The sequence below is a fragment of the Paenibacillus paludis genome (assembly GCF_042610515.1).
In the GTDB taxonomy this organism is placed as follows: domain Bacteria; phylum Bacillota; class Bacilli; order Paenibacillales; family Paenibacillaceae; genus Paenibacillus_AQ.
The window spans coordinates 346,741-369,352 of sequence record NZ_JBGJZP010000006.1 but is presented as its reverse complement, the minus strand read 5'-3'; the positions used below and the strand labels follow the sequence as shown (position 1 = coordinate 369,352).

Annotated in this window: 22 protein-coding genes; 1 reads left to right on the top strand and 21 read right to left on the bottom strand. The window is 47.8% G+C overall.

Going from position 1 to position 22,612, the window contains the following annotated elements; translation table 11 throughout:
* Positions 1-70: 70 nt before the first annotated feature.
* From ACAN56_RS14545 to ACAN56_RS14490, 12 genes are read right to left on the bottom strand one after another with little or no spacing between them, the layout of a single operon-like run.
* Positions 71-1,186: a WxL protein peptidoglycan domain-containing protein gene (locus tag ACAN56_RS14545; protein ID WP_379143664.1), complete on the bottom strand. Its 1,116-nt coding sequence runs from the start codon at positions 1,184-1,186 to the stop codon at positions 71-73.
* Between the two features lie 21 nt (positions 1,187-1,207).
* Positions 1,208-1,840, bottom strand: coding sequence for a hypothetical protein (locus ACAN56_RS14540; protein WP_379143662.1), 633 nt, complete (start codon positions 1,838-1,840; stop codon positions 1,208-1,210).
* Positions 1,841-1,852: 12 nt separating this feature from the next.
* Complete coding sequence (gene cpaB / locus ACAN56_RS14535; RefSeq protein ID WP_379143660.1) at positions 1,853-2,536, bottom strand: Flp pilus assembly protein CpaB; 684 nt, start codon at positions 2,534-2,536, stop codon at positions 1,853-1,855.
* Positions 2,537-2,556: 20 nt separating this feature from the next.
* Positions 2,557-2,976 (bottom strand): hypothetical protein, encoded by a 420-nt coding sequence (locus ACAN56_RS14530; RefSeq protein ID WP_379143658.1) that lies wholly within the window; start codon positions 2,974-2,976, stop codon positions 2,557-2,559.
* Between the two features lie 3 nt (positions 2,977-2,979).
* Complete coding sequence (locus ACAN56_RS14525) at positions 2,980-3,405, bottom strand: DUF4320 family protein (RefSeq protein WP_379143656.1); 426 nt, start codon at positions 3,403-3,405, stop codon at positions 2,980-2,982.
* An 8-nt stretch (positions 3,406-3,413) separates the two neighbouring features.
* Positions 3,414-3,653, bottom strand: coding sequence for a hypothetical protein (locus tag ACAN56_RS14520; protein WP_379143654.1), 240 nt, complete (start codon positions 3,651-3,653; stop codon positions 3,414-3,416).
* A gap of 37 nt (positions 3,654-3,690) precedes the next feature.
* A complete protein-coding gene (locus ACAN56_RS14515) occupies positions 3,691-4,569 on the bottom strand; it encodes a hypothetical protein (RefSeq protein ID WP_379143652.1) in 879 nt (292 codons plus the stop codon).
* Between the two features lie 34 nt (positions 4,570-4,603).
* A complete protein-coding gene (locus ACAN56_RS14510; protein ID WP_379143650.1) occupies positions 4,604-5,479 on the bottom strand; it encodes a type II secretion system F family protein in 876 nt (291 codons plus the stop codon).
* A complete protein-coding gene (locus ACAN56_RS14505; RefSeq protein ID WP_379143648.1) occupies positions 5,476-7,560 on the bottom strand; it encodes a TadA family conjugal transfer-associated ATPase in 2,085 nt (694 codons plus the stop codon). The genes ACAN56_RS14510 and ACAN56_RS14505 overlap by 4 nt, the downstream gene beginning before the upstream one ends.
* Positions 7,561-7,576: 16 nt before the next feature.
* Positions 7,577-7,837 (bottom strand): hypothetical protein, encoded by a 261-nt coding sequence (locus ACAN56_RS14500; RefSeq protein ID WP_379143646.1) that lies wholly within the window; start codon positions 7,835-7,837, stop codon positions 7,577-7,579.
* Positions 7,838-7,852: 15 nt separating this feature from the next.
* Positions 7,853-8,062, bottom strand: coding sequence for a hypothetical protein (locus tag ACAN56_RS14495; protein ID WP_379143644.1), 210 nt, complete (start codon positions 8,060-8,062; stop codon positions 7,853-7,855).
* Positions 8,063-8,064: 2 nt separating this feature from the next.
* Positions 8,065-8,541, bottom strand: coding sequence for a hypothetical protein (locus ACAN56_RS14490; RefSeq protein ID WP_379143642.1), 477 nt, complete (start codon positions 8,539-8,541; stop codon positions 8,065-8,067).
* Positions 8,542-8,789: 248 nt separating this feature from the next.
* Between ACAN56_RS14490 and ACAN56_RS14485 the strand changes: the two genes are divergently transcribed.
* Positions 8,790-10,172, top strand: a complete 1,383-nt coding sequence (locus ACAN56_RS14485) for a hypothetical protein (RefSeq protein ID WP_379143640.1) — start codon at positions 8,790-8,792, stop codon at positions 10,170-10,172.
* Positions 10,173-10,415: 243 nt separating this feature from the next.
* Here the strand turns inward: ACAN56_RS14485 and ACAN56_RS14480 are convergent, their stop codons facing one another.
* The 9 genes from ACAN56_RS14480 to ACAN56_RS14440 are packed head-to-tail and all read right to left on the bottom strand — an operon-like array spanning position 10,416 to position 21,794.
* The gene (locus ACAN56_RS14480) at positions 10,416-12,575 is read right to left on the bottom strand and encodes an FtsK/SpoIIIE domain-containing protein (RefSeq protein WP_379143638.1); all 2,160 of its coding nucleotides are present in this window, start codon (positions 12,573-12,575) and stop codon (positions 10,416-10,418) included.
* A 5-nt stretch (positions 12,576-12,580) separates the two neighbouring features.
* Positions 12,581-12,832, bottom strand: a complete 252-nt coding sequence (locus tag ACAN56_RS14475) for a hypothetical protein (RefSeq protein ID WP_379143636.1) — start codon at positions 12,830-12,832, stop codon at positions 12,581-12,583.
* The gene (locus tag ACAN56_RS14470; protein ID WP_379143634.1) at positions 12,833-13,939 is read right to left on the bottom strand and encodes a M23 family metallopeptidase; all 1,107 of its coding nucleotides are present in this window, start codon (positions 13,937-13,939) and stop codon (positions 12,833-12,835) included.
* Positions 13,940-13,950: 11 nt separating this feature from the next.
* On the bottom strand, positions 13,951-15,804 hold the full coding sequence (locus ACAN56_RS14465) for a TraG/VirB4 family ATPase (RefSeq protein ID WP_379143632.1): 1,854 nt from the start codon (positions 15,802-15,804) through the stop codon (positions 13,951-13,953).
* Positions 15,770-17,866: a hypothetical protein gene (locus ACAN56_RS14460; protein WP_379143630.1), complete on the bottom strand. Its 2,097-nt coding sequence runs from the start codon at positions 17,864-17,866 to the stop codon at positions 15,770-15,772. Before ACAN56_RS14460 ends, ACAN56_RS14465 begins: the two co-directional genes overlap by 35 nt.
* Positions 17,859-20,291, bottom strand: a complete 2,433-nt coding sequence (locus tag ACAN56_RS14455) for a hypothetical protein (protein WP_379143628.1) — start codon at positions 20,289-20,291, stop codon at positions 17,859-17,861. The genes ACAN56_RS14460 and ACAN56_RS14455 overlap by 8 nt, the downstream gene beginning before the upstream one ends.
* Positions 20,288-20,620 (bottom strand): hypothetical protein, encoded by a 333-nt coding sequence (locus ACAN56_RS14450; RefSeq protein ID WP_379143626.1) that lies wholly within the window; start codon positions 20,618-20,620, stop codon positions 20,288-20,290. The genes ACAN56_RS14455 and ACAN56_RS14450 overlap by 4 nt, the downstream gene beginning before the upstream one ends.
* Complete coding sequence (locus tag ACAN56_RS14445; protein ID WP_379143624.1) at positions 20,620-21,051, bottom strand: hypothetical protein; 432 nt, start codon at positions 21,049-21,051, stop codon at positions 20,620-20,622. Before ACAN56_RS14445 ends, ACAN56_RS14450 begins: the two co-directional genes overlap by 1 nt.
* 5 nt (positions 21,052-21,056) lie before the next feature.
* The gene (locus ACAN56_RS14440; RefSeq protein WP_379143622.1) at positions 21,057-21,794 is read right to left on the bottom strand and encodes a metal-dependent hydrolase; all 738 of its coding nucleotides are present in this window, start codon (positions 21,792-21,794) and stop codon (positions 21,057-21,059) included.
* Positions 21,795-22,612 lie beyond the last annotated feature (818 nt).

Here is a 22,612-nt window from a genome sequence, read left to right as displayed (position 1 = left end):
CAACCACCTCCCTTCAAACGTTCTGAAAATAAGAAACAAAAAAGCAAACTCCAGGATTGGAATTTGCTCTCTATAGGTTGACCTCGTTGCCACCCGGATCTGCGCTGGATGGTACAGGGGGTGTCTTCTGCTCTTCCTTTTCTTTTTTACGTTTCCACAGCAGGAGCAGGAGCCAGAACAAGAAGACGAAAATGAAAATAATGACTACTAACACGATCACCACAACCCATACGTGCAGCTCTAGCCAATCCCAGAAGGTCTGAGTCACTTCAATCTTCCCTGCCTCTGTTAATGACGCCTGGGAAGCTCTGGACTGTTCAGGAGTGACTGAAAACGAAAAGGTTCTGCTAATGGTCTGCCCAGAGAACGTTGCATTATAAGTAACCTCGTATGTATCCGGCACCAGTAACTTGTTATCCAAGATATAGACCATATCTGCGGTTGTACCCGCATAAATGGAATCCGCACGATAGGCCTGCTGATACATGACCTGGCCTTTGCTGTCCTTTACTGTGATATTTCCAGTGGGTTTCTCTAAAATGGTCCCCCGATCTCTTAATTTAAGGGTCAGTCTGGAATATCCGGTGCTGATATAATCGTGATGGAAGTCGTCGATGCTCATCGCATGCACCGCCTGTTCAGGCTTGTATTCCAGTACCATCTGCACACCGCTACGATTGACCACATCAATGGCCACCGAAGCCTGCTGACCTTGCACATTCGATTCATTATTTTCTGCCTGGATCAGTTCCTCGGCAGCAATCACACCTACATACTGTCCGGGCGTGATCTCTTCCGGAACAGAGACCTGGTACTTAAAGCTGCGTTCCTCCTTCGGCTTCAGTGTGAAGCGCTGGACCCCTTGCGGGTCCAGCCATGCCCCGACATGAGAAAGCTTCTGTTCTTTCTCCGAGAAACTTCGCCCTCCATTCTGAGCCGGTAGTGCGTCAGCTGGGTACAGTTTAATCTCTACAGGTTCGTTTTTCGTGTTCCGCACAAAGAAGGTGTATTCTCTGGAATCACCCGGCTTCACCTGATCTTTATAATACCCTCGGCCCTCTTCTACTGCCTTGACTGGAGACAATACAAAGGAACTATCTGCACTGGCCACGCCAGACAGCCCAAGACAGCAAAGCAACAACAAACTGAACTGGGTTAGGGTCTTTCTAACCTTTTTTCTCTCCATGTCATAACCTCTATTCTATTCTTATAGCCCGGTAACCAGGGTATAGGTTAAGCTTGCGCGGTACTCTCCGGCCAGTAAGCCCACCCTTTCTCCAGGGGTAAACCGATCCGTGTCATTCACTTCAGCCACCTCCAGAAGATCGGGAAGATCCACCTGCAGGATCAGATCCGCACTAAAACGACCATGTCCGGAACCATCAGCAACTTCTAGCACCACTTGAGAACTTCCCGAGGCAAATACCCCCGCCCCGGTTATCATCCCGTTTGTCTCGTTCTCCGAGGTAATTCCCGATACTTGATATGAAGCATATCCTGCAGGAATCTTCGCCCGAATATTGCCTTGCGCAAGCGTATGCCGGACCGTGAATTCATCCAATCGCACGGCATATTGCCATCCCGTGTCTCCCTCATGTTCAACCTCCAGCTTCAGATGCTTGGAGAACTGTAGGTTTCCGGAAGTATTCAGTGTTATCGGCGTGGATTCACCAGCTATACGCATTGCACCAAGTGGTTGCGCAGAATAAACCGCATAGGTGGCTGAAACTACCGTTTTCGAAGCATCTCCTTCAGAATCACCCAGCTCCGCATGTGTAACCGGAGATTGTACGGTTCCCAGAAGGATGAGCATCGCGGCCAGAAAGAAATACCGCTTCATGGTATCCCTCCTTTACGGCTTCAGCGTTCCTGCAGGCAGCAGGTACACCTTCCCGGATTCTTGATATTCCATGAGCAGCTCCGCCTGCTTTGGCGTGACCTCAAGGACAACGACTGCAGGAATTAAGCTCCCGCCGTCCACTGGATCGGGGACCTTGCCTTCCGCATTCAGGCGTTTCACAACCTTAAGTCCAGCTAATTCCGGAAGAACGATGCGTTCGGACTGCCCTGTAGCCGTATCGGTGACAAAGGCATAGGCATCGATCACAATGCCGGGCTTGACTTCATCCCCAGCAGACATCGTCAAGTCGGTCTTAACCCCGATTTGGCGCATCCCCGGTTTCAGCGAAACTGCTGCGCCCATCCCTGAAGTCGCCGCTGTCGTGATCAACGATTTGCGCAAAGGCGCTTCTTCCAAGAAACCGTACTTCGAAGCATAAGCATCCTTGAAATCCAGTTCATCTGGGGACTCCAGTGCATCCTCCGGCACCTCACTAAGTACGACCTCCCGATATTTGAGCATATCTTTGGTGATGGCTGCGTAAGGTGCAATATCTGTTTTGACCACAATAATTTTCTTAGTCTTCACCTGCTTGGCAATCTGATTGTTATTCAGGTTAAATGCAACAAGCGCAATCACCAGTCCGAGGAGGACGATGAGTGCGCTACGGGTATATTTATTCCAAAACTTTTTCAATGATTGATTTCCCTCCCTGCTTACTTAAAGACACTCTCATACGGTATATTACGGTGAATCGTAACCGGATATTGTACCCCCGGAAGAGCAAAAGAAACATGAGTACGGAACACCACATCAATCCACGGCACCTCATCGGTATCATACCGTAGCTGCAGTTCAAATTGACTATTCTTCATGACTGGATTCTCAAGGGCACTGTTCAGACTTAGCGCGTACCGAAAAGCTTCACGTGTACTTGAGCGCAATGCGCTTTCTTCGAGCTGTACTTTACCTTGCTGCGCATCCGTCACAATCCCTGAGCGCACAATCCCTGCATCAATGGAGTGCTCAATGGCCCGGCCGGTAGAATCATACACACTGTCTATGACCAGCAAATCCATGATCAGTACGATCAGAATTAGACCAAACAAAATAGACCCGCATACCTTGACCCACATCGGCTAGTCCCCCGTTCGGTAAAACTTATGTGCCAGGCCGGATACATGTACCTTGATCGGCACCGTGTAGTACACACCAACCGCCTTGAGCGCAAAAACTTCATATTCCCTGACCGCCGTTACTTCAAGTACATCTCCGCGCTGCACCGGCTTGGGCGTGGCCGTAAAACTGACTTTTCCCGGGTCCATCTCCATGCTCCGAAGCAAGCCATCAAAACGCTGCCGGGTTATGGCATCTGCACCATTCTCTACTTTCATCACCTGCAGCACTTCATTCGAGGCGGTGCGAAGGTTAGAGCGAATCATGACATACTGCACAATGGTTACAGCGAGTAGTGCAACGATCAGTGTAATCATCAGAAAAAAGAAGACGCCAATAAGCGCGTCCCCTTTCTCCGATTTCCTAAAGGTGTTCAGCCTGTGCTTCATAGACAGCCTTAGGTTAAGGAATTCATTTTGCCGAAGATTTTATCTTTGACAAAGACATCGATTTGAGCCTTGAACAGAATGTACACCGCAATAAACAGCAGCAATGTAATCAAGATACCAATGACCCACTGCATCGCATCCCCACGTTCTTCTTTTCGAAATCGATCCAACCGGTTATAAAAGACAGAGGTGGCAAGAAGCATCGTTTGTTGACTTTCACGTTTCACTTTGTTCAGCAGCTTTTTCATTAATAAATACATCCTCTCAAATTAAATGATTTGGGTACTACAAGGCATTAAAGGCAGCAAACATCTTGATGAGCATTAAAAAAAAGAACACGGCTACATGGGCAATGACGATTCCGTAATACAGATTCATCTTCGCCGGATTGCCTCGGGTGCGCTCTTTCAAAGCCAACTTACTTAGAGTGCGCAGATCATTTTTGATATGATTCAAATCATCCTCGGCCTCATGGAAACCCTTCTCTGCGACGATATTGACGACAGAGATAAAGTCAAATACTACCGGGACATTCACTTCTTGAGCAAACAATTGCAGGGCATCCTTTTGCGACGTCGTCCCCATGTTAGCGACCAGACGCTTGAGTAGTGCCGAAAGAGTTGGACCGCACCGGGCGCTGACCTCTTGAAAGATCACGTTCAGCGGTTTGCCCACTTCAAGTGCCGTAATCATTTTGCTAATTAAAAACGGCAAGTCCGCGATCAGCCGATCTTGCCGTTTTTGGTATGCCTGGGGAATCCGCCGTAAGGACATCCAGAAGAATAGTCCGGAAAGAACGGGGGCCACGAGCAGAAAAAAGAAATGCTGAACCATCCCGGCCAGCGCTAATGCGAATAGGCCGGGCAATAGCGACTGTACGACCACTTTGGCCATATACATTTCATAACTTTCAGCATGAGCCAGCACCTGATACATCTGTCGCCGCTTACTCAGGGGCCGCTCCCCGTTTCCTTTAGCCATCCGATCCGCAAAGGATCGCACAATGGCATTTTGCCCGTTTCGTACGCGCTGCGCTTCGGTCTGATTGACCAGCGCAGCCAAACGCACCAATTGCTTCTGCCTCTGGAATCCTGGGAGAACTAACCTAAGGATGGGAACAGTGATGCAACCCGCCGCCAGGAAAAATAAAATGGACGTAAGCATATTTCACCACCTCCCTTCTTGCTAACGTCTGTGTTCATAGATCATCCAGATTCAGCCGCAGCAGTTTATCCTTCTTCCATAGCCCGATCAGTATGGAAACGATCATACTCGCGAGCAGCAGCTTGCCAAGGCCAGTCTGCAGCGTCGTCGCCAGCTTGAACTCCTGGACCAATTGACTCTCCAAGTATCCAAAGAGGAACGGAAACACCAAACTGAATCCGAACACCACAAAAGGCTCGATCCGTTTCTTTTCATTCTCCAGATCAATCTCCTGCAGCAAATTCATATCGGATGACAAATCGGCAATGCTTTCCCGAATCCCTTCCACAGACCGCAGGTGAAAGCCATCCTTGTTTCCGGCGATCACCTTTTCACAGAAATCATCAAATTTCTTGAAACGAATCTCCCGCTTCATGTTCTCTAGTGCCGTTGGCACATCCAGACCGATTCGCAGCGAAGCGTATAATTGCTCAAATAATGGGACGGTGACACCGCTCATCATGGATAGCGACATTTCCAGTGATTTCTCGAGGGATTTACAGTCCCGAAACTTGGAGGACAGTAGCCGCAAATTACCCGGCAGGTTCATTAAGATCTCCATTCGGCGTTTGAACGTGACTGCTGAGATGATCATCTTAGGCACAATAATCCCCATCGCCCCGCCGACTCCGACAAACCAGATATTTCGTGTAAAGTAAGCAATCGCCACACCGATCACGACGGCCACCAACAACACCTGGATCAATCGCTTGCCATTTAGCCGAATTCCAGCTGCCTTCGCCTCTGCTTCTGTCTGTTCAAAGCCGAAAGCCAACCTCATCCGTTTCGAACGGTTGACAGGTATAGGTGCCAGTGAAAAAAGTCCGAAGGAAATCAACAGCCCCGCCACGATCCAATAACTCAGCATCATAAAGCAGCTTTCAACTCCTTGACCTCACACCAGCGCCGCAATTCTTCCGGCCCCGGCTCCTGCAGGTAAATCTTCTCCAACAACGCCTCAGATTTGATCCGGCCTACCTTCACCTGCTTTTTCAAGTGATGCTCATATTTGAAAATCGGATTCAGGATCGGTTCCTCTGTGCCTCTATACCCAATGAGCTCACAGATTTCTGTCACGACCCGCACCCCACTGCGCAGTTTCTTCTGGAAGAGTATCAGGTCAATCGATCCCGAAATCTGACTGGCCGCTGCCGCTGTATTTCCATTCAGCTGTAAAAACCGCGTGGCTGCTTCCCGGGCACTATTCGCATGGATCGTCGTCCAGACGGTGTGTCCGGTATTCATCCCGATCAGACTTTGCTGTGCTGCCGGTTCATCCCGGATCTCTCCGATGCCCATGACAGTAGGCCGCAGCCGCAGGCAGGCTTTGATCAGCTTAGCGATGCCATAACTTTTCTTCTCGTCCTCCAGCTCTTTCACAAGCAGGGACGGCAGGTTCGGATAATGCTGATATTGCGTCTTGCTGGCCAGTAGCATTTCCTCGGAATCCTCTATGGAAATGATCCGAGTAATCGGCTCCATATACATGGGTAGACGGATCAGTTGCGTGGTCTTTCCACTGTTCGTCCCGCCACCAATTACAATGTTGGCTCCCTTGGGTACAATAAATTTCAGGAAGTCGGAAATCTCGGTTGAGATGTTTCCGTACTGAATACACTGCGCATCCGTGAACACATCAGGAGGAAACTTTCGGATACTAATCAAGGGCGCATTCGCACTTACACCTTGAAATTCTTTCGTATCCGCCACCACGCAAATCCGGAATCCACGGTAGTTCGCATCCACAATCGGATCGGTACTGGATATGGGTTTCCCAATTGGCATGAGCATCTTGTTGATCACTTCATAGAGATGGGTGATGCTTTGAAACCGGATCTCCGGCAAATGCTTGTCCTGCCCCCCTTGCTCCACGATCACTTGGTCCAGTCCATTGATTTCAATCGAACTGATACTCGGATCATCCAAAATCCCCTGTAGCACGCCCAGCTCCGTAATTTCCTTCTGTACCCATTCCACCGCTTCATTCACCGGTATAGAGAGGGCATATTCGGTCTGTTCCCGCACGAGATCGGAAATGTAATAGCGTATCTTTTGTCGGGATGGTTCATGGGTTAGAGACTGTACATATTCGTCCAGGTGAACCTCTTGCAGACGATAGCGTACATAGTTCTTCAGGGATTCGAGCTTCTTGAAATCTCCTTCCGAGTATTCGGTGCCCACGGGCTGTATGGATACGTGTACATCCAGGTATTCAAGGGGTTCAATGATGCCCACCGTCTCCCCCTCCCTGACAGAAGATTCGCTTCCCTCACGTACAGGGAACGCATTCGGCGCAAGCTCCTTCCAGCGCTTGAGCAAATCGCCGAATTTGGAGTAAACAGGCGCTTCCTCTATTTTGAAGTTGGACTCGGCTGTAAACAGAAATAGCCGTTCCCGTTCTACACCGAACACTTCGATCAATCGACGATAATGGGTATAGTTACCGACAAAATCAATCGCATCGGCACTATACAGCACCATGGCATCTGAAGTCCGGAGTGCAAAGTGCGTGGTGGGTTGAATGAGTGAACCTTGTAGCACTAGAATGATCACATCATACGAGTCCTCCAACTGTTGCCGCAGCACAGTAGGTGCTGAAATAAGCGTCTGGTTGGACGAGAGTTTGCGAATAACCGGTGCCTCCGGCTGAGAGCGCGGATTAACGAGTACATAATCTATCCCACTACGCTGCACCATGTAGGATTGCATCGGTTTTAGCTCCTTGCGATCCAGATCCAGTAGAAACTGATCGACGGTACGTTCTTTACTAAGATCCGCAATTTGTTGATCAAATGTATAGGCCATGCGCGGCAAGCCGACACAAGGCAATTCTACTACGACAATCCGTTGCTCCTTCGGATAGGTGCGGATCAACTTCAACACGCCCTGAATCGCGTCACCACCGCCGATATTGGCAAAGGCAATGACCTGCGCCTTGGTTTTCATATTCATGTGGATCGCCCCTTTCTTAGTTGCTACGGTGCCTGGTTTCTCCTTTGTGACAGGTTCCACGGTACACCCAACCCTCCAGTGTTTTTTCTAAGGTGTGATAGGTTCCTTTGCCCTCTACATAATCAACAGGGGATTCACCCATTTGGATGAGATTCGCTCTCCAAAATGCCGGAGGCATGACATTCAAGAAGTGCTCCGATATTTCCTCATCCACTACATCCCCGGGTTGAAGGTAATCTTTTAGATTCCCTTTCCAGTTTTCATAGGTTTTCACCATGACATGACTCCTCCTCTATCGAGCTTGATAGGTATCAATTGTGTTCCACTTCCCGTTTGTGTAAACTTCCACAGTGACCTGATTGTTGTACAGCATGCCATCACTCACTGTCATTCTGGACAACCAGATTCGTTCATTGCCAATCTCCACTTTAAGTTCATCAGTATGCGATTGACGCAAAGTAGGCAGTGCCTTTAACTCACCAAGTGAGTACGTTTTCGCCATCTCTATTCCCTCCCCATCGAGTTCTTTAATCCTGTCCAAGCCGTAAGCAAAGTGCTCACAGCCTGAGCCTGGCCGTTCCAAAACAAGTTTTCTGACAGGCTGTTGATTTCGGATTCAAAGGCTTCCCATTCTTTCGTGTCGATCACAGACTGTGATACCAGTTTAGATACTTCCTGTGGAGCCACTAATACAGAAATGGCATGAAGAAACGCTTCTCCCAGCGTTCCTTCTTGGAGCCTAAGTTTGACTTCCCGCAGCACGCCAACATCCTGCCAATCCAGCTGTCGGCGTTTGCCGTCCCGGTTAAAGGTATAACCTTGCTCCTCCAAGAGAACGACCCAGCGCCGCAAAGTGCTTACCGGTGTATTCAACATTTCCCCCGCTTCTTTAAACCCTACTTCCTGCACAACACTCCCTCCTTGAAATACAAAGACCGCTCCGGCATGTACACGGAAGCGGTCTTTTTTGTTTTCTTGCATGATATAAGATTACCTGAAATTATCTACTCAAACGTACTCAAAAAGTACGGAAAAAGTATGTGTTTTCACTTTCTAATAAACGCTGCCTCATCATAGTTAAATGGCTCTTTTTCGCCCGACTATACTTCTTCAGGATTCCATCGAACTCAATTTTCTCGTATTAATGGCCTGATTAATAATTCAATTTCTATTGAATATTTCAGTGTAATTGGAAATACTATACGAAACAAATTTCAGGAGATGATGAAATGAATCTTAACGTTGATAACTGTATATTTACTGATGGGAATGATTTGGAATGTAAGTGTCGAGAACTTTTAGACGAACTTCAACTAGAAAATTCAATTTGTGTAGCGCTCACCGATACATTGCTAAGCTATTTTTCAATATCTTTACGTTATAAACACACATATAATTTAGATGAAGAAAGACAGATATACATGCAAATCGAAGAAGGTTACATCATTGATGATGTTTTCAACTCTCCAACACCAGTGACAGTCAAAATTGATCCTGTAACAGAGTTGATTCAGTTTAAGGGAGTTATCCGCCTAAGCTTTTATAAAGATACAAAGTTTGCAACTTGTGAAGCTACTTTTTCCGTAAACAGTAAACCTAATTTGAATGCTGATTATTTGGAGTTCATTAATTTCCAAATTCAAATAACTGTTGGGAATTTTGAAATACAAAACCAAAATATAATTGACGAGGAATATGGAGGAACAGATCTTTTCAAAAATTATGTTGATACAGATATTATTCAACCGATGGACGGAAGAAATCAGAACTCATCGGAGTTAAACGATATAATACCTGGCATTGTTAACATCATTGATTTACCTGATGATTGGCGATATATAGAAGGAGTCACTTTCAATTTTATGCAATTTTATTATAGAGATGTACAGATTAATGGAATGGAAAGAGGATGTATATTTATAGTATTCACTGTGCAAAGCTCGAACTTAACACCCGAATGTTTATCTGAAAACATTATGGGGTCAGAAACAATCGCATCCCTTGATACAAGAAGATGGGCTGCAATCGGAATAACTCAGGGGGCAATGTCAGAAATTATTAAACCATATATAGATATAGTAATACATGAAACACCTTTTCAAAAGAAAGGATTAGGAATTCGAGCTGAAGCTGATTACTGGGTTAATCTAAGATTAAGTAATTTCAAAATAACAGACAATGGATTTTACTGTGATTTAGGTACTATTAGTGCTGGTGGAAGTGCATATGTGGCACAAAAAGTTCTAGGTGAAGATAGGTATAAACACAGTGTTTCCGTAAAAGTAGAGCTACAAAGTTCATTTGTAGAATTTCAAAATTTCAAATTACTTCCTATGTCAGAGGACAAGTTTACGATTATTGCGCAGCCTAAAGTCGAAATAGGTCACATTGAATTTACTGTAGACCCAGATATCTTAGAGATCGACTGGTTTGTGAATATTATTCTAAACGGATTGAAGAGCCTTTTTGAGAACATAATTACCAACAAGATTAGTTTTAAATTAATAAAAAAGCCGAAGTTTAATTATTATGAAGTGGAATTAATCGGCACACGCTTTTACGCTGATTCATCCGTTGTTTTGTTTTTCCAAATGCTTAATACAGACCTATAAGAGTAACGAGAAATCTCAATCAGATAGTAAGAACGTGTGTTTCTTCAGTATATAATACATATTTAAACACACGTTCTTACAAGAGGTTATACGTCCTCCCTGATTGGTTTATGGTTCCCGTTACAGTTCCCACCTTTAGTTCCCTGTTAGAATACTCGTAAAGAAAACAAAAAAGCCCATAAACACAAGGATTTCCAGCTCTCAAACGGAATCCTGAATGGGAACCGTAATGAGAATTATAAATTAGCGTTCAGTTTGATGCTTCATAAAATCATCAATCTGCTCCTCGCTCCAGGCAATGGTGTACCCTGCTTTAGAACTGGTTGGCGCTGACAAGAAGCCCACTTCCACCAGTTGGCTCATCAGCTTTAAAACCTTTACTTTACGTATACCAAGTTCTTGCTGAAGCTCAGCAGATCTAGCTGAGCCTGTCTCGCAAATCATCCTCTGCACTCGTAGCAGCAGTTCTTCATCACTCTCCCGTACATCTGCAAGCCAAGGCTTAAGACCTGTTTTCGGATCATAATCAGGTGCGACTTTCCCTTCTCTACTCAGTTGTTCTACATAAGTTGCCGCTGTTACATAATCAATGTTAAGCTCATGCTGGAGCAGCCTACCGGATACACCGTTATGCTCGCGCGCCAAGCGAATCACCTGGTCATACATACTTTCGTCTATAGCCGGATCTCCCTCTTCCTCCAGATCCATCCACTCCTGTGAATGGAACACACTGATCGATGTCTGCCCGGTTAAATCAGATTCCACTTCCATAGGCTCATTCTCTTCCTCATCGGGTAATTCACTGAGCGAAGAAAAATCCTCGTTTGCCTTCTTATTCTCTTTCCGAAGGCTCTCTTCATTCCTCCAATATCGTTTCAGTTCCTCAATATAACGAGTAGTTTCATCGTCATCCGCACTGATTGCAGCAGACTGGAATCTCTTCTGCCCTCCTCCGTTCAGCATGCAGATTCCGTCTCCACCACCGAGCAAATGTGGACCACCTGTATCCATGACTGTTTTAAAATCATAGACACTGAGTAAATGGAAGGCCACCCGGGACGGAAGATTCGATTTGATAACGCCGGTTACAACATCCACGCTAGGCCGCTGAGTACCCAAAATCAAATGGATTCCAGCGGCTCGTCCCATTTGCGTCAATCGTTGCACCGTGTCCTCCACATCATCCCGAGCAATAACCATCAGGTCGGCATATTCATCAATGACCGCGACGATAGAAGGCATCTGATCCTTCGGGTAATTCCGGTTATACTGCAGTAAGTTGCGTACACCCGCTTCAGCAAAAAGCGTATATCGCTTTTCCATCTCCACTACAAGCTTTTTGAGCGTCAGTGCTGCCCGCTTCGGATCAGTGACTGGCGGGGAGATTAAATGCGGCAAACCGGTATACATCGTAAATTCGACCATCTTAGGATCAATAAGCAGAAACTGAACTTGTTCCGGTGAACGTGTAGAAGCTAATGAGGTCAGCAGCCCATTTATAAAAACAGACTTTCCTGAGCCGGTTGCCCCTGCCACGAGCAAATGCGGTAATTTCGCCAAGTCCACAAGAATCGGTTTGCCCTCCATATCCTTCCCGAACACCATTGGTAATTGAGCTTTTTGAGCAAACACCATCAGTTCCTGTGCCATGTCTCTCATATACACAAATGCTCGTTCTGCATGGGGCAGTATAAAAGCGGCTGCACTTGAAAAAGGGGAAGATGTCACCGCGAAACTCCGGTCATGCCCGATATGGTTAGCTAGATCATCCCTCTTCTTTACAAGGTCACTCAGCTGCAGCCGGGCCGGTAGTCGAAATGAAATGGTTTGTAATGTTGGACCCGCATCGATGGACAAAATTTCAGGTGGTTCATCCATTTTCATTCCAGCTAATTGCACCGTGTTGAAGATGAGCTCCGATGCCTGGGCAGGTGACAGTACAGAAGAGGAGTGAGGCCGGGGATTGATCGGAAATAAAGCATATGGGCCTCTTTCTGCTGAAAGACATATGTCCGGACTCGTCATGTTTATGATCCCATTCCTTTTTCCATCCGGTACTTCCGGTATTGATCCAATCGCACCTCCCGCTTCGAGTTTCCCTTGAGATAAATCAGCAGAAGGCAAACTCCATTTCCACTCTCTTTCACGCACGATTTGCCTAACAATGACCAATCCCGCCATCATTTTCAACTTATGCTTCCATCCCAATCGTACTGCAGTAGGTACGGCCACCAACGATAACCAAAGGATGATTGAATATCTTAAGATCGTCCCTGCCAGATCATTTAGTTCCGGAAATAGATTCAGCATCCGGACACCAGCACTTCCTGCTGCAGCAATGAGGGTGATTCGATTCACAAATTGTGAAAAGCTCTCTTTTGATTGTGGTTCCGGCAGGCTCACCGCCTTCACCCTCCCTTCATCATGGTCCGGATTAAATCTCGCAATTGCTGATTAAAACGTGCGGCATTTTCTTTCACCAGTGGCCACCAAGCATCTGATTCATCGAATATGAAATGATAGACCTCATTTAAATTGCGAAGCAGCATAACTACTAAAAATACACCTAAAGCTTTGACCAGCCAGGTCGGTAATCCGTTGCTGCCTTTCTTGTAAAAGACCCACAGGATGATCGCAATAATGACAACCGTTAAATTCACTTAACCGCCCCCTCTTAATAACAATTTGAAGTATTTGGATACGCCAATCCACCAACCGTTATGTTCTGCATAGTAACCACGAGGGTTATCTTTGGCCGACAGCCATTGAATCGGATCTCGACCAGCAGGAAGATCCTGTGATAACTTGATAATGGTATTGGCCGCAATCTGGGCCGATTCTCCGGTCGTTAGTTGCGCTCCTTTCCCCTTGCACCAGCATCCAAATACATTCCACGGATTTCGGATAATCTCCGAAGCATGGTTATTGTTTCTCGGTACGAAAGATTGTTCTTGACCAGTAATGGCGATCAGGAGATAGGGGGATACATTTTTAGTCCGTCCCGCGTCATCGATCATCTGCAGCAGGCTGCGATCAGCCAGCGCGGATTTTCGTTTATTTAAAAACTGCAAGACGTAATCCACATTTAAGGGCTGATACCCTAGCTCACTTGGCAAACTTGGCAGTTCTGAGCCTGGGGCGAATACATAATTGAGTGGATCAACGGCTGCTCCGTTCAGCTCCACCTGAAAATGTAAATGTGAACCGGTAGATCGCCCAACAATCCCTTGTCCGATTTGTCCAATCAACTGTCCTTTGCTCACCCTGTCACCCACAGAGACATGCATCTGAGCAGAAAGATGTCCGTAGGTAGTGACCAGTCCGTTCCCGTGATTTATAATAATCGCTTGACCATAACCACTGGCTGCTCCCGCCAAAGTCACCGTGCCTTCAGCCATTGCATAAACCGGCTGCAGCTCTGTGTTGGCGGCTCCATTCGCAATATCAATGCCCTTGTGCATTCGAGTCGTTCCAAACAAATCCCGCAAGGCAAAAGGGGAGGATACTCGGCTAATCGTAGGCACTGGCCACACGTATGCCGTGCCATCCACATCCAGTTGTACAGGAGCCATCCATGCATATTCCCCTGATGCTTGTGGCTTATAGCTATCAGCATCCGAAAAAATCATGAACGGCAAAAACACAAACAAAACAATTAATGCCACGAGTCCAAAAAGGATCAACACCAACCCGATTCCCGGGGAGCTCAGTGCCGAAATCAGTGCAATCATTTTCTTGAGATCCTTGGCCTTTTTGACGACTTCCAACAGAATCCCCCCTACCCTGCGGTTTTCAGTCCCCGCGTTTTATACAGAACATGTTCTTCAGGAGGGACATGCATGATCAGTTCATCGTACCTTTTGTGATTTTCCAAAATGTAACGCTGCGTACCTTCATTTTGAGTAATGAGTTCCTGAATCTCAATTGGCAGATCCGCATGAGAGGAGAGTAAACGTACAGCAGATTGCTCCATATAAAAATACACACGTACACTCGTGTTCTCCCACATCCCCACACCTTTGGCGGTATCCAGCATAATCGCCGGGGAATTCCCTGCCAGAATCATCATCCCGTTCTGTTTCCGAATGGCCGTGTACCAGCCAAATACATAACTGCGCAGCTCCGGATTCTGCAATTGCCGTTGACCTTCGTCCACTAGCACAGCAGAAAAGTGAGCTCCAGCAATTTTCAGTAGATGGATGTTGGCATTAACCTGTTCAAAGGCCATCGACATCTTGATCTGCGCTTGTTTGGCCGACTCATCCTTTTTGGACTCATCCTCCTCACCGGAACCTACCCGGTACACTACAAGGGGAGCTTTATGTTCAAAGCTAGTAGCTTCCTCGATTTGAAAAATATCATCGTAAATGCCTATAAAATAAATTTTGATTTTGTCGTACAAGCTCTTGGCATCGGCATTACTGCGAGAAGCCTCTTCAATTTCTGCGAAGGCGGCGTGGATCGTCGGCTTGGGACCCGTGGGAGCATTCCAGGTTTCCGGCTTTTTCTTATCAATTCCTGCAGCTCGGTACACTCTACGGATTGCTTCACCTACTTCAAAAATTTCCGTGCGGGTTAAGTTCTCACCAAGTAAGGAAAAGGTTCGTACACCACTTTTTTCAGCCATCTTGTACCGTGAGCGATTATACTGCACACAGTCCTCATCGATCTCGGTGATTGCAGGCATGATGGTCAGCGGTTCAAAATAACGTCCTTCTTCTGTGGTGTGATCAATGTATACGCCACCCACATACTCACAAAGATCACGCCACTCTCCGTCCAGGTCAAATACAAAAACATGCACGCCTTCTTCCAAAAGTGACACCACAAGCGCCTTGAGAAAGTAACTTTTCCCTTCTCCGGTTTTACCGAACACAGTGACGTTTTGCGCCCGGGGATCATCCGGATCACAAAGATTGACAAAACAAAAGCCGCCGTCCTCGGTCCGGCGACCAAAATATGCTCCCTCTGCATCCGAAAACGAGCCTCGTGTCATCGGGTAGGTGCGCGCTGCAACAGAGTCTGTCGTGACACGCCCATAATGCATTTTGTTAAAAAACTCACTATGATTCACGTAAGGATCAGAGGCAGGGGCCGTTTGCCTCATCGCTTCTCGCTGCTCACGTTTCAATTCATTTAATTTCCCGGACATGTTATCAAACCAAAGCTTCAGCCCCGCCTCAGCCGCTTCAATTTGATGCAGTTTGGGCGCGGATAGCGTCAAGAAGGTTTGAACTTCCACCAGCTTATGGTCATTTGACAGCGTCGAATCTCTTAAGGCGAGAATGGTTTCCTTCGCCGCGATCTCTGCATTACGGGCTGGATCAGTTTCGCTCTGATCGTTGATGCTGGCCGTCAGCCGATTCAACTTATATTTCATTCGGGTGTTAAACTTGATGTCGCTTTGCGCATAACGTATCGTCTTGCGCAAGGTGGCTCCGGCATCGGTAACGACCCCATCCAATTGATCGAGATACCCGGCAATAATCTCCGGGGGATACTCCTGCACCATGAGCACCCGGACAAAATGTCCCGTTTTTCCGTCTTTCCCATCCAACGTATTGACTACGATATGTCGTGGATGTTTCATCCACCGCTTAACTAACCGATTCGTATGCTTTAACAGGCTCATCAGCATCCTCCTCTCCATGCAACTGGGCAATCAGCGGTGTACGCAGCAGCGGATCAAGAGCCAGAGGCCTTCCCTGGAACAAGCAATACCCTGCCGTAGGAAAATAGGGGTAGACCGCTGCGAAGGACTGTTTATATTGCTCCCTCAGCAGTGCGGCCATTTTTGATGCCAACTCTGGTGTGCTCTGGTTAAGCCAGATCTCTCCTTCCCAGCGGGGGGCAGCGTCCGTAAACCGGAGCCAATGATGATAATCACAGTCCATGATAGCAATGGAACGATGTCGCTGCATGAGCGCCTCCCGTTCGGGGTAGTTCCACGGGATCTCGGCAATGACCAGTCCATCTTCTGCTGATCGGCGCTGGAGCAGCTGCTCCACCTGCTGCAACGATGGATAACACGAAGGTGTAAACAACAGCCAGTCCGTTTCCTTGCCGGACCATGTGTCCCAATTCTCTAGCTTCAAAGGATGTTGCAATGGATTCAGCACCGTCTTCGTCCCCTGGTCCAGCGATATATCCATAATGCTCACCGTGGTTCCAGACAGACTTGCAGCCACCCCAAGATTGGCAGCCAGAAATGACTTGCCGCTGGGTACTGGCGAGGTTAGGAGAACGATTCCTTTTAACCCCTTTGGACTTTGTTGTCCTGTCTTTACCTGTGTCTGCTCCTGATACTCTGCAATGGAAACGGGAGGATGAGGAAACTCCAACCCTTCTTCTCCAGTTCTGTTCTCATGCGTAAGCTCCACTACCTCTTCTGGCACTATATCTTTTCGGGTTCTTAACTTCTGCCACCCCAAACGGCATTTCAACGCCCACGAACTAAAACGAGGACGGATATATTGCCTCCACTTCGCTAGGAGAATGGGGATGACTTTTTTACAGCTACGCCATCCATTTCCGATGAGCCCTTTGCTCAGCTTCAACTTATTAAATCGCCCTGCATCCGCAGCGGTTTCCTCAATGATCCATGGCCCCACGATGGACTCATCCTCGATCTCCAGGTCTTCTGTATTCTCTGCTTCATCCCCTCCGGATTCATCCCCTCCGTATTCATCCTCTTGGATGACTTTCAGAAGCAGGGGACTAAAGATCGATTGAGCCTTTTCTTGCTCTTCTTGCTCTTTCTGTTCTTCCGGATCTGTCACCTCTTCGGGTTCTTCCGCCCATGTTCCTTCAGCCATTTTCCATGCCTCCCACGATGTTCGGTCCCACCAGCGTCCCAGGATCTCCGGTAGGGAAAAACCGGATAAGAGCGCTGTGGTGTGCCCTCCATGAGCCGTGAGCGTGTTCAATACACGATCTTTTTTCTCCTGGAGTTCGCATAGTAATCGGAAACGCTTCATCTCCTCCGTATTCAGGTTTGCAGGTTCATCTTCCCGTTCCCTGATATCGATTTTGGATTCGGATGTCGTGAGCGTCAGCGTGTACTCACTGCGCAGCGCCTCACCCTTCTGGGCCAGCCGCTCCCACATCTCCAGCCGATTCAGCTTCATCTGCTGAATGCCTTCACTTGCAGCAAGGCGACTGCGTTTCTCGTTCCAGAGTTCATGGCGCACGTCCGGAATTTGTTCTGCTGAAATTTGGGCACTAAAGCCTTCCTGCACGATGGCACGCAGAAATTGCTCAAATCCCCCAATTCGTGATCGTTTTTGCGCAAATACAGCCGTTCTCCAAGGAGCTGCCGTTAAGGAGGAGACGACATGTAAGGTCTTCCCGCTGCGATAGAGCCAGCCATCCTCCTCCACGCCCAAAAAAGACCCAATGTCTTCCCCTGTACCGTCTTTCTTTTGTTGTTGATCATGGACATAACGCTTCATGCGATAGGGCCACTTGAGCATATGCCCAAAAGTGCTAAGTATAAAAATCGCCACAATCCATGCCATCTTGAACACGACTGGCAACGGAAGCAGAAAGGGGAATCCCCCGATCACGAGTGTCGTCCCTACAATCCAGACGATATCTCCCAGGGACAGTCCCAAAAATTGTACATCCTCACGAATATCGCCCATAAAGCTTGCCCGCAAGAGCTCATCTTCCCGGTCCTGATTCTCCTTATCCATTTCCTTTCACCTGCCCTTTGTCTTTTGGTGTTCTCGCCGCTTGAGCTTTCGCCACTGTTTTAGTCGCTTGACTTTGCTTGTCTCGCTGCGTCTCATGTCGATGCAGCATTTCCTTTTGCAGTCTTTCAAAGCCCCCCATATCGAGTCCATGCAGTGGTGGCTGTCCATAGTTGACCGGTACCCGATCCTTAATGACATAGACCGCGCCGTCTTTAGCACGCCAGTATGGTGTGCGGTCTTTCCGATAGGTGTCATAAGCCTTCTGGAATTCGTTTAAATATTCCTCGGGGACATAGACATGAGACTCATCGTTAGCAAGTTCCAACACTTTGGCCAGCGCTTCCAATGTACTGGAACGTTCCCACTCCTCCAGCATGCTGGCAGCAAACTGAGAGTAGCGCGGGAAGTTATACCGGATCTTCCGGGTGGTTTGGGCCATCATCCCCTCCAGCACTTCTGTGGCTTCTTCTAAATCATCATCCGGTAGCCACAACGCTCCCTGCTCCAGCAGCAAATCTTTGACCCATGGGTATTCATACGCACGGTCCTTTAGCGCATGGTACGCAGCAGAGGCTTGTGCCTCAGGCAGGTTCGCTCGCGTATATAGCGGCAGAGCCTCTTTAATTTGTTCCACTGCTTGCTTGGCCTCGGCAGAATCTTTCAGCTGCGTAATCTTTGGCGCATGGTTTAGATCCACAAATGCCCCATCCTTGTACATGCCCTCACGTACAGCTGATACATCAAAACCATCCTTCTCCAGCTGCGGCAGCATATCGAGTGTTTCTCCGGCCAGAATCAGCTCTCCGGTACTCTCGTCCCATGTAACATCTTCTTTGTATTCTTTCTTGAGTGAACTTAGCTTCTGGGTCAGTTTTTTCCGCTGGGCAACAGGTGCCTGCAGGAGGGAAACACTTCGAAATCCTTCCTCTCCCAAGACCGCTGAAATGTTCAGCGCCGAGGATTTAATTTCCGATTCCCCAAAGGCCAGTTCATGGTCCACATCGACATGGACCTGCCCGCCTTCTTCAAGCCACTGCTCGGGTTCCTGATAAACAATCCCTTGAAATGATTCAGACAGTCCCCCGCTGAGCGTTGATGCCAGTTTATCCTTGCCCACACTGCGCTGCGTACGCATGCGATCTGCAGCACCTTGCATTCGTTTACTGGCCTCTTTCATACTGAGCGCCTTCTTCTGCACGCCTTCAGAACCCATCCGTTTCCCCATGGAATCCAAAGTAGTCGAGGTCTTCTCTCCCCATTTCCCCATCGATTCCACCACATTGGCTCCATTCAGGGTCATTGGATTTTGAGCCGCTCTCATCAGCGGTTTGATCCAGAAAAAGAAGAAGAACACAATCAAAACGACAGCACTGAGGATGGCGAAAATGATCGGAGGTATGCCAATCGCCGCACAAAATCCAGTCCCCTCACCATAATCCGTTTGCATTTTCACAAAAATGGCCCAATGCAGACCGCAGATCAAGCCTACGATTAAAGTCCGCACATACAAATTGGCAAACCCGAGCATCGTCTCAAACTTTCCTGTATAGGCAGACTGTGTAATCCAGAGATTGACCAGAATGGCCATAAACATCAGAACCAACGTTTTTACCACCGCTACCACATACAAAGGCAGCACCACCAGTATCAGATAACCAAGCAGATTAAAAATCCCCCCACTCGTGGACACCGTCAGTTCTCCCAGTGTCTGCGCTGCGTAAGAGGCCTCCGTAATCCCAGCTGCACCGACAATCATAGCTTTTAGAATTTGTTGACCATCCAAACCCTCATACGTGATGCCACTCGTGCCGATAATGCCTTCGAACATCTTGCTGGCCATCCAGTTAATCCCCACATTGGCGATATTCAGGACCGTGAGCGAAAGGTAGGTAGCGACAAAGCAAAGAAGAAAGACCTTGAGCAAACTGCTCAGGTCTTTTTTGCCTCGAATAATTTTGAACGCCAACCACGAAATCCCGATAAATAGCGACACAAGGCCGACAATCATAAAGATGGACCAGCCCGACTGTACCAGATCGATTTCAGCAATCTGCGGAGTAAACAAGTAGCTCTTAGCAAAGGCATCATAGAGCGGTGACATGAGCTCGTCCACCAACAGAACAACTAAACCTTCAATGGCATCTTTGATCAGCTTGCCGGACATGAGGTCTTTAAACGACTGAATCATATCATCGACTTTATGAATCATGTCATCTACCCAATCGGGAATATACCATCTCGTCTCCCGCTCCACTGGCGGGGAGGCTGTAGGTGTAGGCCCTGCGGAAGCCAGTGTCACCATGCTACCTCCAGATGAGGCGGCGACCTGACTAGATGCAGCCTGAACCTTTATATCTGGCACACTGACACTCAACCCCACAAACATAAAGAGTATGACGACCAGCATATAAATACGCCTTCTCAACTTCCCCACCCCCATAAGGCCATGTAATCATAAAACTGTGAAAGCAAGGTGAAAACCGATCCGGTCATAATCAAAATGATGATCAAGAGCGCCACACCCATGTTCCGCCAAAAGCGAATATCTTTTATACTTTTAGCGCCCCGGCTTGCGGATAACAAAAATCCAAAGAAACGTATTAGCCAATAGGAGAGAGCGAGCACACAAAGAATTGTCCCAGCAGCTCCGGCCAAGACCAAAAACCAGTTCATGCCGTCCACCACATCCGGATCTACTTTATACATTTTTTTCATTTTTGAAATATAATCGTTGTCAATCATCAGCCGGGCCATTATGACAACTTATGGTTATGATCCATGGACTGGATGAACGTTGTCTTCCCCCCGAGATCCTGCGTGGAGGTCCAGTTATAAATGTTCTCCAAAAAGCTGAAGAATGCGCCGCTGATGAAGAGGAATACAATAAATACAATCAGACCGGCCTCAATCCAAAACCACTTGTCTTTGATGCTGCCTCCTTTACCCGTACTAAGTTTGACCAGCTTGACAATGACTTTGACCACCACAAAAATCAGTGTTGCAATGGTGAGTAATGAGATGAACAACCCAATCGGCGTAAACACAAAGTCCAGTCCGTCAAGCACCTTCCAGTTAAACTTCATTTTCTCCTTGATCTTCGTGATCGGATTATCATCGGCGTAGGCCATGATTGGCAAGAGGAACACACTAAAGAACATCATCAAAACAGTTATTGTTTTTTTCATTACATTCATCCCTTCACATAAAATAGATTGATCCACAGCACCACACTCGCAGCCCAGCAGATCCTGGCCACCCAGCGCTCAGTGGCACCGCCGTTACGAATGACATTTAGCGCAACTTTCAGCCTGGGTAGCAGTGCAGAGTGGATTCCTTCTGCTGTCACCGAATCAGCGAGTAGATGTGACCACCAACCGGCTAAAACACCCAGCCCCGTCGCGTACACCAGCGGCGACTGTGATTCGGTAAAAGTAATCACCGCTGCGCTAAGCAAAACGGCGAATTCCGGACTGTGAATCAGTCCCCGGTGCTTCACAAAGGGCATGATCAATAACGCCAGCCCCGCTAATAGCAATAGCCAGTGTTCGTGATAATGTAGATACGCTCCAACCATCAGTAGTCCAGCTCCACTAAGAATCAATGTCCGAAGTCTAGCTGCCACAGCAAGGCATAAGCCAGTACCGATCCACAATAGTGGAAAACCCTGTTGTAAATAAAATAGAATAGCGCCAGCTCCTACCGCCATTCCTGATGCCCACCGCAGCTTCTTTCTGGTTTTGGCTGAAAACTGCATGGTATTGCTAACTGTACTGGTTTTGTGGTCTAAATCCGGCAGCAAACCCGCCACACCTGCAGCGACTACTAAGAGTAAGACTGGCGTGACCCTCAGCTCGGTGAGGTGTGCAGCGAGAGCCGATCCGGTTAGCACAGCTACAGCTACATGTCCCTTTTTATTCATTTTTTTCATCACCTCCTTCCGAAACGACAAATAACCGCTTCAGGTGCTGAAGCAGTGCGGCCTTCGTTATGACTTGTTACTCAGAAGAAACGGGCGAGTCCTCTCTTCTTGGGCTTATCCAGGATCGGAGAGAGTAATCCTTCCAGTAATTCATCCGTGTTAGGGTCTGATTTGAACGGGTCTGGGTGATACGGAATGGCAAAGACTGGTCTGCCGCTTAAGCATCCGGCTATGATTTCCTGATTCTCTTCACTCGCCAGTGGCAGAGCAATCCTCCAGTAATCTTGAGGTACTCGCTGATGCTCCCGGCAAAAGGAGATCAGTTCCTTCGTCCGCCACTCACTGCCTGAGCCGACAAGCACCGGCAACCGGGACTGTACGAATAACTCCGCTTGTGAGCTGGTGTGCAAACTCCCTAAATCCAGAACCGTATACCGATACTCATTCATCAGTGAGTGTACCCAGTGCTCAGACAACTCTCCCTTGAACAGGGATAACGAGTTGACTTCATAACGGGGGCTATTCGAAAATTCACCTTGCCTAATATACTCCAAAAAAGAAAAGCAAGGATGGCTTCCGCCTTCCCACACGGCCACTTTCGTTTTGGAGACCCGTGCCAGGTACTCCGCAATAAGCAAGGCGGTGTGGGTGCTTCCAGCACCTTCAAAGACACTTCCTACCGCAATCACTGTTCGTTCTCCAGCTCTATTCATTTCGTGGTGTTCATGAATCGTCATCCCAGCAGCGCTGATCTTCTGCTCATCCAGGGAATCCCGGAGCCGCACTGGCCATTCCCGGTTTGCCCACACATCGGCAGCTCCGAGTGC

What these genes read in the sequence shown, in the direction of transcription:
- ACAN56_RS14485 (WP_379143640.1), top strand. Translation starts at nt 8,790, where the DNA reads ATGAATCTTAACGTTGATAACTGTATATTTACTGATGGGAATGATTTG.
- ACAN56_RS14440 (WP_379143622.1), bottom strand. Translation starts at nt 21,794, where the DNA reads ATGAAAAAAATGAATAAAAAGGGACATGTAGCTGTAGCTGTGCTAACC.
- ACAN56_RS14465 (WP_379143632.1), bottom strand. Translation starts at nt 15,804, where the DNA reads ATGAGCCTGTTAAAGCATACGAATCGGTTAGTTAAGCGGTGGATGAAA.
- ACAN56_RS14540 (WP_379143662.1), bottom strand. Translation starts at nt 1,840, where the DNA reads ATGAAGCGGTATTTCTTTCTGGCCGCGATGCTCATCCTTCTGGGAACC.
- ACAN56_RS14510 (WP_379143650.1), bottom strand. Translation starts at nt 5,479, where the DNA reads ATGATGCTGAGTTATTGGATCGTGGCGGGGCTGTTGATTTCCTTCGGA.
- ACAN56_RS14545 (WP_379143664.1), bottom strand. Translation starts at nt 1,186, where the DNA reads ATGGAGAGAAAAAAGGTTAGAAAGACCCTAACCCAGTTCAGTTTGTTG.
- ACAN56_RS14500 (WP_379143646.1), bottom strand. Translation starts at nt 7,837, where the DNA reads ATGGTGAAAACCTATGAAAACTGGAAAGGGAATCTAAAAGATTACCTT.
- ACAN56_RS14530 (WP_379143658.1), bottom strand. Translation starts at nt 2,976, where the DNA reads ATGTGGGTCAAGGTATGCGGGTCTATTTTGTTTGGTCTAATTCTGATC.
- ACAN56_RS14525 (WP_379143656.1), bottom strand. Translation starts at nt 3,405, where the DNA reads ATGAAGCACAGGCTGAACACCTTTAGGAAATCGGAGAAAGGGGACGCG.
- ACAN56_RS14460 (WP_379143630.1), bottom strand. Translation starts at nt 17,866, where the DNA reads ATGGATAAGGAGAATCAGGACCGGGAAGATGAGCTCTTGCGGGCAAGC.
- ACAN56_RS14490 (WP_379143642.1), bottom strand. Translation starts at nt 8,541, where the DNA reads ATGCAAGAAAACAAAAAAGACCGCTTCCGTGTACATGCCGGAGCGGTC.
- ACAN56_RS14520 (WP_379143654.1), bottom strand. Translation starts at nt 3,653, where the DNA reads ATGAAAAAGCTGCTGAACAAAGTGAAACGTGAAAGTCAACAAACGATG.
- ACAN56_RS14515 (WP_379143652.1), bottom strand. Translation starts at nt 4,569, where the DNA reads ATGCTTACGTCCATTTTATTTTTCCTGGCGGCGGGTTGCATCACTGTT.
- ACAN56_RS14450 (WP_379143626.1), bottom strand. Translation starts at nt 20,620, where the DNA reads ATGGCCCGGCTGATGATTGACAACGATTATATTTCAAAAATGAAAAAA.
- ACAN56_RS14505 (WP_379143648.1), bottom strand. Translation starts at nt 7,560, where the DNA reads ATGAATATGAAAACCAAGGCGCAGGTCATTGCCTTTGCCAATATCGGC.
- ACAN56_RS14445 (WP_379143624.1), bottom strand. Translation starts at nt 21,051, where the DNA reads ATGAAAAAAACAATAACTGTTTTGATGATGTTCTTTAGTGTGTTCCTC.
- ACAN56_RS14495 (WP_379143644.1), bottom strand. Translation starts at nt 8,062, where the DNA reads ATGGCGAAAACGTACTCACTTGGTGAGTTAAAGGCACTGCCTACTTTG.